This window comes from Gordonia heveisoli (genome assembly GCF_030315745.1).
Lineage (GTDB): Bacteria > Actinomycetota > Actinomycetes > Mycobacteriales > Mycobacteriaceae > Gordonia.
On sequence record NZ_JASXSH010000001.1, the window covers coordinates 182,176 to 198,435 of the forward strand.

Genomic DNA, 16,260 nt, shown 5'->3' on the forward strand with positions numbered 1-16,260 from the left:
CAACGATGTCCTACGTGAGCGGGATCGACGACGGGCTCGTCAACGTAGGCCCGGCGCTCGGTGTCGCGGTCGCAGCGCTGGCCATCATCGCTATCATCGTCAACCACTACGGCGGCGCGGGCCTCGGCGCCGCGACCGCCCGCGCCGCGCTTCGCGCCGTGATCCAGTTGGCCGCACTCGCCGCGGTTCTCGCGGTCGTCATCACCCATCTGTGGTCGTCGTTGCTGTTCGTCGCGGTGATGGCATCGGTCGCGTCCTGGACGTCGGCCGGGCGGATCACCGGATGCCGGGCCACTCTGACCGCGACGCTGCGGTCCCTGCTGCCGGTCGCCGCGGCGACGATCGCGATCGTCGCACTGATGGTCGCCATCGGCGTGCTGCCCGCCACCGGACTCGCGATCATCCCCACCGCCGGCATCCTGTTCGGCGGCGCGATGAACACCGCCTCGCTGGCAGGCAAACGCGCCCACGACGAATTGCGTACGCGCCACGGCGAAGTCGAGGCGGCGCTCTCGCTCGGCTTCGCCACCCGGGACGCGCGAATGGAGGTGGTGCAGACCGCGGCGGCGACGGCGCTGATACCCGGCCTGGATCAGACCCGGTCGGTCGGCCTGGTGACCATTCCGGGTGCCTTCGTCGGCATGGTGCTCGGTGGTGCGTCGACGACGGCCGCCGCCGTCATGCAGCTGTTCGTCCTGATCACACTGCTGGTGGTCAGCGGGATCGCCGCCGCGATCACCGTGGAGATGGTCGCCCGCGGCGACATGTGACCGACGAGCCGGCGACCGTCAGGTCGCGATCCGGAACTGTTTGATCTTCCGGTAGATCGTCGCGCGCGAGATGCCGAGCGACTGCGCGGCCTTCTGCTTGTTGAAGTGATTCTCGGTCAGCGACCGCACGATCTCATCACGCTCGAGCGCCTCGATCCGACTGAGCCGATGTCGGGCGAAGGTTCGGCACACCGGCGGTAGATCGTCGACCTCGACGACCCCCGAATACTGTTGCCGTACAACGGATAGCAGGATCTCGCGCAACTGGGCCACGTTTCCCGGCCACCCAAACTTGGCCAATTGCCTCATCGCGGCCGGCGACAGGGTCAGCCTGTCGCCACGGCTCAACTGGCGCAGCAGCAGCGGGACGAGATCGTCGAGGTCGTCGAGCCGGAAACGCAGCGCGGGGATGGTGACCGTCCGGCTGAAGAACGGCAACAACAGACCCTCGACCGCAGTCGTCGTGTTGTCCGGGCCGAGGGTGACTCCCACCCAGCCATCGTGTTCGCGGCCGGAGAGCAGATCGACGAGCTGTTCGACAGTGGCGTCGTCGAGCTGGTCGATGTCGCGCAGGATCACATTGAATCCGTCGCGGTCGAGTTCGTCCTCCAGGTGCGTCATACCGGCGGGCGTCGCCAGATCGCCGGGTCCGAAGCTACGCACGGATCCCGACCGTTTCAGTTCGGCGGCACCGCGCAGGACCGCGCAGCGGCCGACCCCGGGTTCACCGGCGACTGCGATCCACTGGGAGGTCTCCAGCGCACGCCGCACCTCCGACGTCGCCCGCCGCCACGACGAGCTACGCCCGGCCAGACCGGGCAGGGTCGTCGGGGTCCCGGTCGCGGCCAGCGCACGACGAAGTGTGGCCTCGGTGACGTGGACGGCGAAGATCGCACCCATCCCGTCCAGCGCGGTATCGACCCTGGTCAGACGCACGGTGGTGCCGCTGGGTAGGGTGTCCACCCGCGATCGGCTCACCGCACCGACGCAGTCGGCGGCGTAGTCGAGCAGCGTCGCCTGGTCGTCGGAGTCCAGCCGCTGTCGGAGCTTCTGATTCGTCAGGACCAGATCGTCGCCGAGCGCGACGACCATCACGCCGGCATGGCGGCGGCACACCGCGGCGAACTCGTTGAGCAGCGCGATGTGACTGGCACTGGCCTGTTCGAGCAGACGATCCTCGATGCGGGCCGCCGCCGACACCGCGAGCGTGGACATCAGACCCCCGCCGTGCTGCACCCACCCGGTCAGATCCACCGCCCCCAGCAGCGCACCCGAAACCGGATCGAAGATCGGGGCCCCCGCGCACGCCAGGTTCACCAGCGATTCGCAGTAGTGTTCAGCGCCGATGACCATCGTCGGCTTCCTCGTCTCGAGCGTCGTGCCGATGCCATTGGTGCCGACGAACTCCTCGGAATAGCTGAAGCCCGGTGCGAGATGAACCGAATCGAGATCGTGGCAGAGCGAACTCGCCGCCGCCGCGCGGCTCAGCACCACCCCGTCGTGGGAGGTCAGGATGACGCTGATCGGATCGCTGGCCAGCCCGTCGGCGAGGTCACGCATCACCGGCCGGGCCGCCGCAGCCAGCGGGGAGTCGAGTTCGGGTTCCCGGATGAACGCGAGATCGACCGTGTCGGAGTCGACGGCGAGTGCCTTGGAACGGCGCCACGACATCGAGATGGAGTCGCGAAGTTCACCCGCGAGTTCCTGATCTGCGAGGAAGCGCTGGCGCATGGTGAGTACGTCGAAGTCGGTCATAGGCGCTCTTTCCACACCGGCCGGGCCGTCGACCGTCGTAAGCCCACCCTACGACCATGATGTGTGATGGATGTCTCATCTTGAGACACTGTCCGTGTCACCGACGGCCGCGACCGCCGGCGACACGGACAGATCTCATGCGATGTGCAGTTCACCCATCTCCGACCACCCGTCGCCATCGATCTCCCGGCTGATGATCCGCGGTGTCTCCCGTAGTGCCGGGCGCATCGCGTCGAGGCCGGCGCGGAAATGTGGCGCCGACACATGCGCCGACCCTGCTGCGGCGTCCCGGAATGCTTCCACCAGGACGAATTCGGCCGGATCGTCCACGCCCCGGAACCAGTCGAACCACAGGTTCCCGTCCTCGGCGCGGGTCGCGGCGGTGAACTCCGCCGTGCGTTCCAGCCACCCCTCGACGAACTCGTCGGCCACCTTGAACCTCACCACGATGAAGATCACCGTGCGCCTCCCATCTATCGATCAGTACATTGCCAGTCGGTTAATGTGCCCGGTCAGTAGATATTTGAGGGCCGAACCATCCCCTCGGCCAGATCGCCGAACCCTGGTGCGACGATGGCACCCGGATGGGTCATGACCTCCTCGACGACTGCGGTCTCGGTGGTGATGAGCAGGGCCGCGATGGATGCCGCGCTCTCCAGTGCGGCGCAGGTGACATTGCACGGGTCGATGACACCCTCGTCGAACATATCCGCATATGTACCGGTCAGCGCATTGAATCCGTGACCCAACGGCAGACCACCGACCACCTTGATGACCTCGTCGCCGTCGAAGCCTGCGTTCGTCGCGATCCAGCGCAGCGGCTCGTCGAGGGAACGTCGGACGACGGCCACACCGACCGCATCGTCACCCTCCAGATCGGCGAGCGCCTCCAATGCCCGGTGCGCCTGGGCCAGCGCCGTGCCACCGCCGGCGACGATGCCGCCGTCGACGGCCGCGCGGGTGGCGGCCAGCGCGTCCTCGACGCGCAGCATGCGCTCCTTGAGTTCGACGCTGGTCCAGCCGCCGACGCGGATGACTGCCACCCGCCCGGTGAGGCGGGCGATGCGCAGTTCAAGGCTGTCCCGATCGGCGTCGATACGGGCCCGGTCCAGCTGTGCCGACAACTGCGCGACCCGCGCGTCGACGAGTTCCTGTTTGCCGATGGCCCCGACGATGGTGGTGGAGTTCTCGGTCACCGTCACCCGGCCGCAGCGGCCGAGGTGTTCACCGTTGACCTCCGACAGTTCGATGCCGGTGTCCTTGGCGATCACGTGGCCACCGAGCGCAACCGCTAGGTCTTCGAGTTCGGCGACCCGGCGGTGACCGAAGCCCGGTGCGCGCACCACCACCGACTGCATGTGCTTGTGCATGTTCCCGCCGACGAGGAATTGGAGTGCCGGTCCGTCGACGTCCTCGGCGAGCACGAGCAAGGGGCGGTCGGCGCGTTTGGCCGACTCCACCGCAGGCATGATGTCCTGCACCGACGTGATCTTCTTGTTCGTCAGCAGCACCACCGGGTCGTCGAGGACCGCCTCCATCCGTTCCGGGTCGGTAACCATGTATCCGGAGATGTAGCCGTGGTCGAACTCGATGCCATCCACCACGTCGACGGTCAGTCCGAGGGTGTCGCTCTCTTCGGTGGTGATCACCCCGGCCTGTCCGGCGTACTCGACCGCGGTCGCGATCACCTCACCGATCACGTCGTCGTCGCTCGCCGCTAATGCCGCGATCCGGCGCAGGTCGTCGGTGCCCCCGACCTGCGCCGCCTGATCCCGCAGTGACTCCAGCACGGTGGCGACCGCTCGTTCGATGCCGCGTCGCACTCGCATCGGGTTGGCGCCCTGTTCGACCGACCGCAGGCCCTCCCGGACCATCGCCTGCGCCAGCACGGTGGCCGTGGTCGTACCGTCACCGACGACCCCGTTGGTCTTCATCGCGACCTCCTTGACCAGCTGCGCACCCATATTCGCGAACGGATCGCGCAACTGGATCTCCCGGGCGATGGTGACCCCGTCGTTGGTGATGGTCGGCGGACCGGTCAGCTTCTCCAGCACCGCATTTCGACCCTTGGGGCCCAGAGTCACCTTGACCGCGTCGGCGAGGGCATTCACGCCCCGTTCCAGTTGCATACGCGCTTCGGCGTTGTAGCGCAGTTCTTTTGCCATGACGGGAACCTTTCGAGAGGGGGCGGAGCCCCGGGAGTGTGATCGTGGTTGGGCGTAGGGCCGGATGACCGACGGATCAGGGAATGAGGATCGCTCGTCCCCTGACCCGCCCGGCATCGAGATCGGCGAGAGCCTTGGCGAAGTCGTCCAGCGGATAGGTGGTGGTGTGCAGCGCCACCTTTCCCTGGGCGGCCAGGGTCATCAGCTCACCGAGGTCGTTGTAGGACCCGACGAGGTTGCCGATGAAGTTGATCTCGGTGGAGATCACGTCGATGGTCGGTACGTCGATGTTCTCGCCGTAGCCGACCACGAAGTAGTTACCGGCCCGACGCAGCATCGCGATGCCCTCGGCGGTCGCACCGCCCTCCCCGACGAAGTCGAGGACCGCTTCGGCGCCGTGTCCGCCGGTGAGTTCGAGCACTTGGTCGACATGTGATCCGTCGGCGACGATCCCATGGTGTGCACCGACTTCCACCGCCAATGCGACGGCATCCGGGTTGCGGTCGACGACCACGATGGTCACCCCGGAGATGGCGTTGAGTACCTGGATGCCGATATGCCCCAGGCCACCGGCACCGATCACCACGCAGGTCTCCCCCGGCCGGGTGAGACGGTCGACCTTGGCGGCGGCGTGATAGGCGGTGAGTCCGGCGTCGGCGAGCGCGGCCACGTCGGCGGGTTCGAGCGAGTCGTCGAGCTTGACGACACTGCGTGCCGTCGTCCGCAGATATTCCGCGTAGCCGCCGTTGGTATCGATACCCGGGAATTGGCTGTTCTCACAATGTACGTCGTCGCCGGCCCGGCAGGCCCGGCAGAGTCCGCAGGTGATCAGCGGATGGAGGATCACCTTGTCCCCGACGGCAACATTGGTCACCGCGTCACCGATCGCGTCTACCCAACCGGCATTCTCGTGACCGATCGTGTACGGCAGCGTCACATTGCTCTTCTCCGCCCACTGACCTTCCAGGACATGGAGATCGGTGCGACATACCCCGGCACCTCCGATCCGCACGATCACGTCGAGCGGACCGGTGAGCTCAGGTTTGGGTATCTCGTTGAGCACCATGTCCTGGTGATAGCCGACGACCTGCACAGCTTTCATGACTTCTCCTGACCGGTGATCCGGGTGTTGGTGATGCGCGGACCGGCGACCGGGTCGTCGCCGTCCGCGTAACGGGTGGCGAGCAGGCCTCGACAGAAGTGCGCGTTGCCTTCCATCGAGATGCGCACCGAACGGGCGAAGCGCAGCCGCATCGGGACCTGCTCGGCACACAGCGCCTTGCCTTCCTCGTCGACGAGTACCCGGCTGTTGGGGCACACCCCGAGGCCGATGGCGACGCGACGACGCATCAGTGCCGTCTTCTGCCGTCCGGAGGGCACATCCCGCAACAGCACGCGACCGATCGTCGTCGGGGTGGCCGCCCCGGATGCGACCAGCGCAGACAGGCATCGCTCCATCGCCGCGGTATGCGCCTTGCGCAGGAAGGTCATTCGCAGCTGGTCGAGACCCTTCTCCGCCTCGCCGCCGAAGGTGCCCCGGTAGCCGGCGTGCGCGGCGAGGCCGGCGTTGATCTTGTCGCTGTCATGATGATCGTCGAGATAGACCCGCACCTGACCGATGTCGTCGATGTCTTCGAGGGCGTCGAGCGCATCCGACGCCATCAGATACGCGAAGTTCGGCGAACAGAACGAGGTGGGCAACCGCAGGTGCACCGACACCCCGGCGTCGTCGATGTCTACCGACCGCACGAACTTGAGATCGGTGATCGGTTCGTCGAGTTCAGGATCGATGACGGTGTCCAGGGCTGCGAGCACCGCCTCCTCGACGGATGGCCGGGTCGTTACTCGCCGATCCTGATCGGCCAGCAAGGTCATGCCGTCACCGCCTCTTTGGCACCGGTCGCGACCTCGACCCCCGGATCCGCTGCATCGGTGGGGATGGCGAGTTCGTCGGGAACCTCGATATGCGGGTAGAGCGCCGCGGCGTTGAGACCGAGGATCTTCTTCTTCTGCTCGACGGTGATCGGCGCGTATTCGGTCATGTCTTCGGGGATCTGGAAGTCGACGAATCGCTCGACCAGCCACTGCGGGGTCCACAGCGCGTAGTCGGAGGCGAACAGGATCTTGTCCTCGCCGATCCAGTAAAGCAGTTCGCCGATGATCTGGGCGAAGTAGCGCGGGCGGGTATGGATGAACGGAATCGCCACGGCCAGACCGCCGTACACGTTGGACTCCTGGGTGGCGATCCAGCAGAAGTCTTCCAGTCGGGGCAGTCCGACGTGCTCGATGATGAAATTCAGGTCGAGATAGTCGGTGGCCACCTTGTCGACGTCCGCGACGTCGAAGGCGTCTCGGTCCAGTGGCCGGATCGTCGGGCCCTTGTGCACGTGCACGTTCTTGATGCCGAGATCGATGCACTCTTCGAGGTAGCGACGCGACCACGGGTCGTCGAGCTTGTAGCCTCGTGAATCACCGTGCCATTCGGCGGTATACAGCTTCACCCCCTTCAGCTGCATCTCCTCGGCGTCGCGGCGCAGCTGCTGCAGACCGGCCTCACCGTCGCGCGGATCGTAGGCGTGGTTGTAGGTGAGTTTGCCGGGGTTGTCGCGGCACAGCTCCAGCGACTTGTCCACCTGCGCGAATCCGTTCACGTAGAAGTCGCGCAGGATGGTGGCCTGGAAGATCGCGTGATCGGCCGGCCCGTCCTCGAAAAGGTCTTTCATCAGCCGGTCCGGGCCGTAGTAGCAGTAGGTCTCGTAGTCCCACACCTCTTCGGTGGGACTGAGATTGCGGTGATAGTCGTAGAAGCAGTCGATGAACTGCTTGCCGTGGATGTTGCGCTGATTCCGTGCGCGGCCGTCCCATAGGTGGACGTGGGCATCCACGATGAAGTATTTTTCGCCGTTCTTCTCGTACATTTCTCGACTCGCTTACTACTCGTACCGGTGGCTACTCGGATGTCTGCGGCACAGCGCAGGTATGGAATCCCGCCGGGAGCCGCAAGGCAGTTCCGGCTCCCGGCGGGAGGTCGTCAGGAGGTGGCGGTCAGGTCGAATCCGATGAACTCGGCCGCGTCCTCCGGGCTGGCGAACAGCATGGTGCGGTCATCGAGGTGCACCATGCGCCCGTAGTGGGTAGAGCTGATCTCCTCGAAGATCGACCCGTCGAAGTCCTCGCCGAGCGCCTCGGTGAGTTCCTCGTAGTCGAATTCGAGGCGGTTGGTGCCGTCGACGCGAATCATCGACGGGTATTCCGTCAGCGAGACACCGTCTTTGGCGCCCATGACGGCGGCGACTACACGGCCGATCGGGGTGTTCATCAGGGTGACACCGCACATGTTGGAAAACTCGGTGGACGATCCGAATTGCATGCTCACTGGTTCAACTCCTCCGGGATATCGACTTCGATGGATGTGAGAACGTCGACGAACTTCTGCTTCGCGGCGTCGAGACTGGCCGCGAAGGTGATCGATTTGTCGGCCGGTTGCGACCAGATCGGTTGCAGCGCACGGGCTGCGTCGAGGCAGCGGGGCACCCATTCCGACATCCAGGTCGCAAACAGTGCCCGGTTGTGCTCACCGAACTCCTCGTCGCGGGAGAGCAGCCGGTAGAGGTTGCGCGTGTAGGCGAGGTCACGGTCGTAGTCGTATTCGCCGGTGCCGACGATGGTCGGGGTGATGTAGTCGCCGTTGCGGGCAGACACCTGCATCACCAGTTCGGTGCGGAACAGCGAGCCGACGAGTTGCTCGAAGACGATGTTGGTGGCGAAGAGCAACTCGCACCAGTCACCGATCGCGGTGAGTCGTTCCACCGCCTCCCGGGTGGGCTGCCATTCCGGGGCGCCGGCCCACACCTCCTTGTGTGCGGCACCGTCGAAGTCCTCTTCGGCCTCGGACAGATCGAGGTTGAACAGGGCCAGGTCCTGGGCGAAACGCATCTTGTGCGCGGCGTTCACCGCCACGGCGGTGTTGATCATGTTGGTGGGGCCCGACCGCTGGATCGAGGTGAACACATGCAGTGCCATCCCGTTCTCCGCGTGCATCCAGGCGCCAAGGTTGCGTTCGATGAACTTGAGCCACGGCTTGTTCCACACGTCGTAGGCGCGAGCACGTTTGGCGTTCTGCAGACACAGATCGACCTGATGCACCACCGCGGAGTTGTTGCGGTAGATGGTCTGGTCCCATTCCTCGTTGGGATCGAGGAAGGCATGCCAGTTGCTCGACTTGGCCGCCGTCCACTCCTTCGGGTAGCCGCCGGGACCATCGCCGAATCCGTAGATCCACCCTTGCGTCAGGTGACGTTCGGGGTCGGGCTGCACATCGACCGTGACGTCCTCGTAGGCCGTCGATCGCTTCTTCGCCGGCTGGTAGTACGAGAACTTGCGGCTCTTCGAGCTGGGGAAGTCGAGCGCGCCTGCCTCGGCATCGGTGAATTCGATGCTGGGGAAGCTGCGTTGCTTCGATGCTGCTGGTGCGGACATACCTTTCGTTCCTGTCGTTACGGCCGTGGCTGGAAGCCTGGGCTGGTGGCTGCCGTGCGAACGCGGACGGCGGTGGCGGCTCGGCGGACTGGGCTGCGGAGAACGGCGTGGTGCGCTCAGTCGAATGCCGGGCTGGTGAACTTGTCGTAGAAGACCTGGTCCTTGGGCACCGAGCAGGTGTCGGCGAGCGCAAGCGCCGCGTCGACCATCGGTGGCGGACCGCACAGGTAGACCTCCGTTCGGGCTAGGTCGGGTTCGGATCGCTCGACGACGTCGGTGACGTTCCCGTGTTCCACGGTCACTCCCGCCGGCAGGTCGTCCATGGACTCCGACAGGCAGGCGGTGAAGGTGAAGTCGGCGAGTTGCTTACCCAGCGAAGCGATCTCGTCGAGGTAGAAGAGATCCTTGGCGGTTCGGGCGCCGTAGTAGAACCGCATCGGCCGGGTCAGTCCGGTCTCACTCGCGTGCCGCAGCAGCGACAGCACCGGAGCCATCCCGGCGCCACCGCCCATCAGCACGATCGGCAGGACGTGGCCGTCCTTGACGGTGAAGGAACCGTACGGTCCGGTGATCGCGAGTTCGTCACCGGCGGTGAGGCTGCCGTCGAGCATGCCGGCGAACAGCCCACCGGGATACTTCTTGATCAGGAACTCCAGTTCCTTGGGGTTCGACGGTGTGGTCGCCACCGAGAAGGATCGGGTGGTGTCATCCTCCCCGGGAATATGAATGTCGACGAATTGCCCTGCCTTGAACTCGAATTCGGCCGGCTCGACCACTTCTAGACGAAGTGAGACGATGTCAGCGGTCTTCGGCTCGATGGCGGTGATCCGGGTGCTGATGTCCTGGATCGGGGCGCCGTTGAGCAGTTCATCCTCGTCGAAGTTGAGCAGCTCGACCTCGCAATCGCTGTACGCCCAACTGCGACAGAGCAGTACGTATCCTTCGTCGGCCTCGGCGTCGTTGCAGGCGAAGGTCGAGTAGTCGTCCATCTGGACGTCACCGTCGAGCATGTACGACTTACATGCCGAGCAGCGACCTTCCCGACATCCGTGCATCAGATGGATGCCCTGCCGGAACGCGGCATCGAGAATCGTTTCGTCTTCGGAGACCTCCATCTCGATGTCCACGGGGACGAAGGTGACGCGATGCGTTTCCGACACGGGAACCTCCTGGTGAGGGTGCATGAATAGCGGGATGTGCGAGTGGGGCGGTGGGTGGCGGGCCGGCCGAGGACGCCGGACGGCGCGCCACCCACCGCGGGGTGAGCGGTCAGGCTCGGGCGTAGTACTCCGCGGCCATCGTGTCCGCGCGATAGTCGGCGAGGTGCTTCTCGCGTTCCTCGTCGGACATCTCGTTGAGCAGCACGTTGGGACTCTGGAAGGTGATGCCGCGCAGATCGTCGAGCTTCCAGAGCTTCTTCGGATCGTCGAGATGCAGATGCGGCTGACCGATCAGGGTCTCACCGTCATCGCGGACGTAGCCGAGGTTGCTGATGACGTCGGCGAGATCGGTGTTGTGGTGCAGGGTCTCCCATTCGCGGAAGCCGGTGAGCCGTCCCATATTCGGCGTCTCACGTCCCTCGTACTCGCCACGGAAGGCCACCGCGTCGGTCCAGTGGCAGGTCTCCGAGCAGTAGGTGCGCCACTGACCGTCGACCTTGTCGTCGATCATGTCCTCGCGGATCAGGCAGGGCACCATGCAGGTCCAGCACCGGTGCGGGTACTGGTAGCCGACATCCTCGAAGGCGATCGGCTTGTTGCGGCCCGGGTAGGCGAGGCGGTTGTAGTTCTCCCACCACTTGCCGAACTTGTTGTACCAGCCGGGATACTTCTCCTCGAACCACTCGAAGTCGGTGTCGGTCATGGCGTCGATGCGCCAGTAGTTGACCGGCCAGCCAGTGGCGAAGAAGCGCGCGACCTCGTGCACGTAGTGCTTGTCGACGATCCGCTTCCACGATTCCTCGACCAGATCGTGCGGGATGGTGAGGCCGTACTTCTCCAGCGGCAGCAGGTAGCTCCGGTAGTAGTCGTCGTAGATCCACCGGCGCCACATCTCCGCATAGCTCTCGCGGTCCTTGCGACGGTCCTTGGTGCCGTATTCGATGAACGTACCGATCGCGGCGTCGACGACGCAGTGATTGTTCCACCACGCGTAGCGCAGATCCCGTTCCAGCAGAGGACGATTGCGCTCATCGGCCAACGCCATCAGCAGGATCGAATAGCCGTTCGAGATGTGCCGCGACTCGTCGGACTGGACGGAGTGGAAGACCGTCGGCAGCAGATAGTCCCCGTTGGCCGCCGCCTCGTCGGGCATCGCCACGAACAGCGTGTTGGTGAAGGCGGTTTCGGCGACGACGGTCAGGTAGATGTTCGCCGCGGTGATGGCATCACCGGTGATGAACCCTTCACCGAACTGCCTGCCGATGGTGCCCGCGTAGTTGTTCGCGAACGCCTTCTCGGTGATGTCGAAGCCGGCCGGATCGATGTAGTTGTTCATGTACAGCTTCTTGAGGTTCATCTGGATCGTCGAGTGACGAACCTCGTCGATCATCTGCACCGCGAGACCGTTGTGGATTTCGGGATTGGGGACCGCGTCGATGGCCATCGGCATGGCGCGGGCGGCCGAGATCTCCGGGAACGGGATGATCGAGAGGAACAGCTTCTGCCATTCCAGCCACCGTTCCTGAACCTGGCGGAACATGTTGCCGCGGATGGCGCCATCCATGGCGCCGTAGACGCGGTTGTCCTTCTCCTCCTCCATCGGGAAGTAGGACCGCATGATCTGCTTGAGCGGGTCCTTCTTGGGGGCCTTCTCAAACGTGTAGTCGGTGCCGAACCTGGTCGCCGGGGTGGCGAAGGTCGGTTCCCACGACAATTCGGTGATCTTCGCATGAGCCTTGGTAAGGCTTTGTCTGCTCAAAATGCGCCTCCTGTTCGGAAAGCCGGCGGGGTGCCGGCTCTGGGCTGACGTGGTACGAGATAGTCAAAGCCCAAAGGCAGGTCTTGAGCGTCTCACTATGAGACGTGGATCACATTCACCGATGAGAGCCGGGCGCAGGATCGGCGCATCCGACAGGAATCACCAGGTAGAACCGGTGATCGCTGGTCCAGGTGGGGGTTGCCGGCATCGGGCCCGGCATAAAGAACAGCGCCCCACCCGACCCGAAGGTCGGCTGGGGCGCTGCCTAAGTGTCAGAGCTCAGAGCGCACTGACGTTGGTAGCCTGGGGGCCCTTGGCACCCTGCTCGACGTCGAACTCGACGCGCTGGTTTTCCTCGAGGTTGCGGAATCCGCTACCGGTGATCGAGGAGTAGTGGACGAAGACATCTGCGCCCTGATCGTCGGGAGCGATGAAGCCGAAGCCCTTTTCGCCGTTGAACCACTTGACGGTTCCCTGTGCCATACTGCTGTACTTCTTTCTTCAGTCAGCCGCTACCGAGATCGGCAGCAGCCCCTACATGCTGTCATGTATTCGGACCAAATGGGGTCACAGCACCCTAACAGACCCCAGCACCTCGGCAAACAGGCCCGGTTTCGCCCGGTCAGACCCACTCAGCCGACATTCGCCGACGCTGACTCTTTCGGTCGACGCGTGCGTATCGTTGACAGGGCACCAAGTAATCGAGGCGAACGATGGTCGACAACGATCCGCAGACCACGCAACGCGATGCCGTCTATGACGTCGCCGGTGAACTGGTGGCCGCAGGCTTCGCCGACCCGACGGAGATCGGCCGCGGCGGCTACGGCGCGGTCTACCGCTGCCGGCAACCCGAGCTGGACCGCGACGTCGCGGTCAAGGTGCTGACCGACCACCTCGACGAGGAGAATCTCGAACGCTTCGTTCGCGAACAACGGGCGATGGGCCGGTTGTCCGGACATCCCAACATCGTCAACGTCCTCGAAGTCGGGGCCACACCCGACGGCTTCCCGTTCATCGTGATGCAGTACCACCCGCATGCCTCACTGGACCTTCGGATCCGCAAGAGCGGCCCGCTGGACTGGCACGAGGTCCTGCGGCTGGGTGTCAAGGTGGCCGGCGCGCTGGAGACCGCGCACCGGGCAGGCACCCTGCATCGCGATGTGAAGCCGGGCAACATCCTGCTCACCGACTACGGCGAACCCCAGCTCACGGACTTCGGCATCGCGCGCATCTCCGGCGGGTTCGAGACCGACTCCGATCTCGTCACCGGCTCGCCCGCGTTCACCGCACCGGAACTGCTGACCGGGTCCATGCCGTCGATCGCCTCCGATGTGTACGGGCTCGGGGCGACGCTGTTCTGTTCGCTGACCGGACATGCGGCCTTCGAACGCCGCAGCGGCGAGCAGGTCGTCGCCCATTTCCTGCGGGTGGCCAGCGAGCCGGTGCCGGATCTGAGCGCGTCGGGTTACCCGGTCGAGGTGTCGAGGGTGATCGAATCGGCGATGGCCCGCGAACCCGAGGACCGACCCGACTCGGCACTCGCTTACGGGGAGGAACTCCGCGAGGCGCAACGGCTACTCGGAGCACCCGTGGACGAGATGGCCCTCCCCCTCGGCGAGAGCACCCCGCCCGTCCTCGCGGCGAGTACCGAACGCCGACGACGGATCACCACCGCACCGCCGACACCCTCGACGAAGTTCCGGCCACCACTGCGACCACGCGCGCAGGTGGCGCGCGAACGAGTCCTCGAAGTACTGCGCGAGGGCGAACGACGGCGACTCATTCTCATTCACGCCCCGACCGGTTACGGCAAGACGACTGTCGCGACGCAATGGGCGGAGCAACTGATACGCGACGGCGTGCCGGTGGCCTGGCTGACCATCGACGACGGCGACAACGACCTGGCCCGGTTCCTCGCCAACCTCGTCGAGGCGATCGGCCGGGCCGATGCGGCGGCGGTCGGGGACCTCGCGGAAGTGGTCGACGAGCATGGCGACCGCGCCAACGAGTATGTGCTCACCTCGCTGATCAACGAGATCCACGCGCGTGGCCGGCGCATCGCCGTCGTCATCGACGACTGGCATCGGGTGAGCGATCCCGCCGTCCTCGTGACGATGGACTATCTCCTCGAACACGGCTGTCACCACCTCCAGATGATCGTGACCAGCCGCAGCCGGGAGGGACTCCCGATCAGCAGGCTGCAAGTGCACGACGAGATCGTCGAGATCGATATGGCCGGGCTGTGTTTCGACGAAACCGAAGCCGACGAGTTCTTGCGTGACGTCGCCGGGCTGGACCTGCCGCACGCCGACGTGACCGGCCTGTGGTCGTCCACCGACGGATGGGTGGCCGCCCTACAACTGGCCTGCGTCTCCTTGCGCGGCAGCAAAAGACCATCGGAGCTGATCGGTCACATCTCCGGTCGCCACCACGCGATCGGCGACTTCCTGGCCGAGAACGTGGTGGGCACGCTGGAGCCCGATCTGCTGAGCTTTCTCCTCAAGATATCTGTGCCGGAACAGATCTGCGCCGGGCTGGCGACCGCGTTGAGTGGCGAGCCGCGGGCCGGGGCGATGCTGGAGGAGATCGAGGCCCGCGACCTGTTCCTGACCCGGATCGACCAGTCCGGGGACTGGTTCCGATTCCATTCCCTGTTCGGCGAATTCCTGCGTCGACGCCTGGAACGGGATGAGCCACAGCTGATCACACCACTGCACCGCACGGCCGCGGAATGGTTCGCCGAGCACGGCATGCTCGCCGAGGCCGTCGACCATGCATTGGCCGCCGGGGATGCCGATCGTGCCGTCGAACTCGTCGAGACCCACGGGCAGTCGTTCATCGAACACTCCCGCATGGCCGCACTGTTGCCACTCATCGACAAACTGCCCGCCGCAACGGTGGCCGCGAATCCGATACTGCAGTTGCAGATCGCATGGTCGAGCCTGCTCGTCAGCCGTCCCGCCCTCGCCGAAGCCGCACTCGATCGCGTCCGCGCCGCCATCGCCCGCCTCCCGGACACCGAGGCCACCGTCCGGCTGCAACTGGAGGCCGACGTCGCCGATGCCTGCGTGCGCGCGATCTCCGACCACATCGACGGCCTCGACGAGGTGACCGCGCGGATCACCGAGAACGCCGACATCCTCAACCCGTTCTTCGTGTCCGCCGCCTACAACGCCCGAACTCTGAGCGCGATCTTCCGCTTCGACTTCGAGGAGGCACATCGCTACCAGCAGCTCGCCATCCCGGTCCATCGGCACAACGCCGGCCCCTATGCGGTGATGTACGGCTACTGCATGGACGGACTCGCGTATTTCGAGCAACTCGACCTGGCGCGTGCCGAGGAATGCTTCCGCACCGGGTTGCGACTATCGGTCGAGCGTGGGTCATCGTCGCATTCCCAAGGCGCCCGGCTCGCCTGCGCGCTACTCGCCGAAGTACGGTACGAGCGCGGCGATCTCACCGAATCCGAGCGACTCCTCGAAGAGAGCTTCCAGATCGGCGCCGACGAGGGCATTGTCGACATGATCAAGGCACGTCACCTCATCGGGTCTCGAATCGCCTTGTACCACAATGATGTAGACACCGCGTCACGCTATCTGGTGGAGGCAACCGAGATCGCCGAGCGCCTGGGGCTCCCCCGGTTACGCGCCTTCGCCGAGAACGAGCAAGCGATCCAGCGACTCCCGGGCCGGTCGAGTGCCGCACCGGGTGTCGAGGCCGACGACCGCGAGCCGCCGCCCGTCGGCATCGGCACCGTCGTCGCCCAGCTCGACGCCGAGACCGCGATGCTGCTGGCCCTGGGCGCCCCGGACGACCAGGCGGACCCGCAGGCCGTGCCCCACGACGTACTCGCATGGGCACACGAGTGGGTGGACCGGCTCAGCGGCACGCCACGACGCCGCGCGTTGCTGCGTGCGCAGCGTCATCTGGCGGTCTGCCTGTCTGCTGCCGGTCGCCTCGACGATGCTCGCGATCTGACGGTCACGGTGCTCACCCAGTGCGCCGAGGTCGGGCTGATCCGCTACCCGATGGACGGCGGTCACGTGTTCCGACGGCTGGTGCGTGATGTGCGCACCGAGGCCCGGTCCGGCGCGCGGGCGCTGTCGGCACCCTTGTCGGTGGAATTTCTCGACCGCGTGCTCGGTGAGCGGTGACGCGACCCTGACCCCATC

Annotated in this window: 13 protein-coding genes; 2 read left to right on the top strand and 11 right to left on the bottom strand. The window is 65.3% G+C overall.

From position 1 onward, the window contains the following. Positions 1-14 precede the first annotated feature (14 nt). On the top strand, positions 15-770 hold the full coding sequence (locus QSJ18_RS00815) for an ABC transporter permease (RefSeq protein ID WP_286324274.1): 756 nt from the start codon (positions 15-17) through the stop codon (positions 768-770). An 18-nt stretch (positions 771-788) separates the two neighbouring features. On the opposite strand, the gene QSJ18_RS00820 is transcribed toward QSJ18_RS00815, so the two are convergent. The 11 genes from QSJ18_RS00820 to QSJ18_RS00870 form a co-directional block, all read right to left on the bottom strand. Then, positions 789-2,525, bottom strand: a complete 1,737-nt coding sequence (locus QSJ18_RS00820; protein WP_286324275.1) for a sigma-54-dependent Fis family transcriptional regulator — start codon at positions 2,523-2,525, stop codon at positions 789-791. 135 nt (positions 2,526-2,660) lie between these two features. After that, complete coding sequence (locus tag QSJ18_RS00825; protein WP_286324276.1) at positions 2,661-2,984, bottom strand: putative quinol monooxygenase; 324 nt, start codon at positions 2,982-2,984, stop codon at positions 2,661-2,663. A 53-nt stretch (positions 2,985-3,037) separates the two neighbouring features. Then, complete coding sequence (gene groL, locus QSJ18_RS00830) at positions 3,038-4,690, bottom strand: chaperonin GroEL (protein WP_286324277.1); 1,653 nt, start codon at positions 4,688-4,690, stop codon at positions 3,038-3,040. A 76-nt stretch (positions 4,691-4,766) separates the two neighbouring features. Further along, a complete protein-coding gene (locus QSJ18_RS00835; protein WP_286324278.1) occupies positions 4,767-5,792 on the bottom strand; it encodes an NAD(P)-dependent alcohol dehydrogenase in 1,026 nt (341 codons plus the stop codon). Then, positions 5,789-6,565, bottom strand: a complete 777-nt coding sequence (locus tag QSJ18_RS00840) for an iron-sulfur cluster assembly protein (protein WP_286324280.1) — start codon at positions 6,563-6,565, stop codon at positions 5,789-5,791. The genes QSJ18_RS00835 and QSJ18_RS00840 overlap by 4 nt, the downstream gene beginning before the upstream one ends. Continuing rightward, positions 6,562-7,608 (bottom strand): amidohydrolase family protein, encoded by a 1,047-nt coding sequence (locus tag QSJ18_RS00845; RefSeq protein WP_286324281.1) that lies wholly within the window; start codon positions 7,606-7,608, stop codon positions 6,562-6,564. Before QSJ18_RS00845 ends, QSJ18_RS00840 begins: the two co-directional genes overlap by 4 nt. Before the next feature lie 113 nt (positions 7,609-7,721). After that, positions 7,722-8,060 (bottom strand): propane 2-monooxygenase effector subunit MimD, encoded by a 339-nt coding sequence (gene mimD / locus QSJ18_RS00850; RefSeq protein WP_286324457.1) that lies wholly within the window; start codon positions 8,058-8,060, stop codon positions 7,722-7,724. Positions 8,061-8,062: 2 nt separating this feature from the next. After that, a complete protein-coding gene (locus tag QSJ18_RS00855) occupies positions 8,063-9,169 on the bottom strand; it encodes an aromatic/alkene monooxygenase hydroxylase subunit beta (RefSeq protein WP_286324282.1) in 1,107 nt (368 codons plus the stop codon). Positions 9,170-9,285: 116 nt separating this feature from the next. Then, positions 9,286-10,353, bottom strand: a complete 1,068-nt coding sequence (locus QSJ18_RS00860; protein WP_462475957.1) for a 2Fe-2S iron-sulfur cluster-binding protein — start codon at positions 10,351-10,353, stop codon at positions 9,286-9,288. 85 nt (positions 10,354-10,438) lie between these two features. Next, on the bottom strand, positions 10,439-12,088 hold the full coding sequence (locus tag QSJ18_RS00865; protein ID WP_286324284.1) for an aromatic/alkene/methane monooxygenase hydroxylase/oxygenase subunit alpha: 1,650 nt from the start codon (positions 12,086-12,088) through the stop codon (positions 10,439-10,441). Between the two features lie 279 nt (positions 12,089-12,367). Beyond that, positions 12,368-12,571 (bottom strand): cold-shock protein, encoded by a 204-nt coding sequence (locus QSJ18_RS00870; protein ID WP_004020476.1) that lies wholly within the window; start codon positions 12,569-12,571, stop codon positions 12,368-12,370. A gap of 230 nt (positions 12,572-12,801) precedes the next feature. On the opposite strand from QSJ18_RS00870, the gene QSJ18_RS00875 reads away from it, so the two are divergent. Then, a complete protein-coding gene (locus tag QSJ18_RS00875) occupies positions 12,802-16,242 on the top strand; it encodes a serine/threonine-protein kinase (RefSeq protein ID WP_286324288.1) in 3,441 nt (1,146 codons plus the stop codon). Positions 16,243-16,260 lie beyond the last annotated feature (18 nt).

Excerpts from the sequence above, each read along its gene's own strand:
- QSJ18_RS00820 (WP_286324275.1), bottom strand. The coding sequence starts at position 2,525 with ATGACCGACTTCGACGTACTCACCATGCGCCAGCGCTTCCTCGCAGAT.
- groL (WP_286324277.1), bottom strand. The coding sequence starts at position 4,690 with ATGGCAAAAGAACTGCGCTACAACGCCGAAGCGCGTATGCAACTGGAA.
- QSJ18_RS00835 (WP_286324278.1), bottom strand. The coding sequence starts at position 5,792 with ATGAAAGCTGTGCAGGTCGTCGGCTATCACCAGGACATGGTGCTCAAC.
- QSJ18_RS00840 (WP_286324280.1), bottom strand. The coding sequence starts at position 6,565 with ATGACCTTGCTGGCCGATCAGGATCGGCGAGTAACGACCCGGCCATCC.
- QSJ18_RS00845 (WP_286324281.1), bottom strand. The coding sequence starts at position 7,608 with ATGTACGAGAAGAACGGCGAAAAATACTTCATCGTGGATGCCCACGTC.
- mimD (WP_286324457.1), bottom strand. The coding sequence starts at position 8,060 with ATGCAATTCGGATCGTCCACCGAGTTTTCCAACATGTGCGGTGTCACC.
- QSJ18_RS00855 (WP_286324282.1), bottom strand. The coding sequence starts at position 9,169 with ATGTCCGCACCAGCAGCATCGAAGCAACGCAGCTTCCCCAGCATCGAA.
- QSJ18_RS00860 (WP_462475957.1), bottom strand. The coding sequence starts at position 10,353 with ATGCACCCTCACCAGGAGGTTCCCGTGTCGGAAACGCATCGCGTCACC.
- QSJ18_RS00870 (WP_004020476.1), bottom strand. The coding sequence starts at position 12,571 with ATGGCACAGGGAACCGTCAAGTGGTTCAACGGCGAAAAGGGCTTCGGC.
- QSJ18_RS00875 (WP_286324288.1), top strand. The coding sequence starts at position 12,802 with ATGGTCGACAACGATCCGCAGACCACGCAACGCGATGCCGTCTATGAC.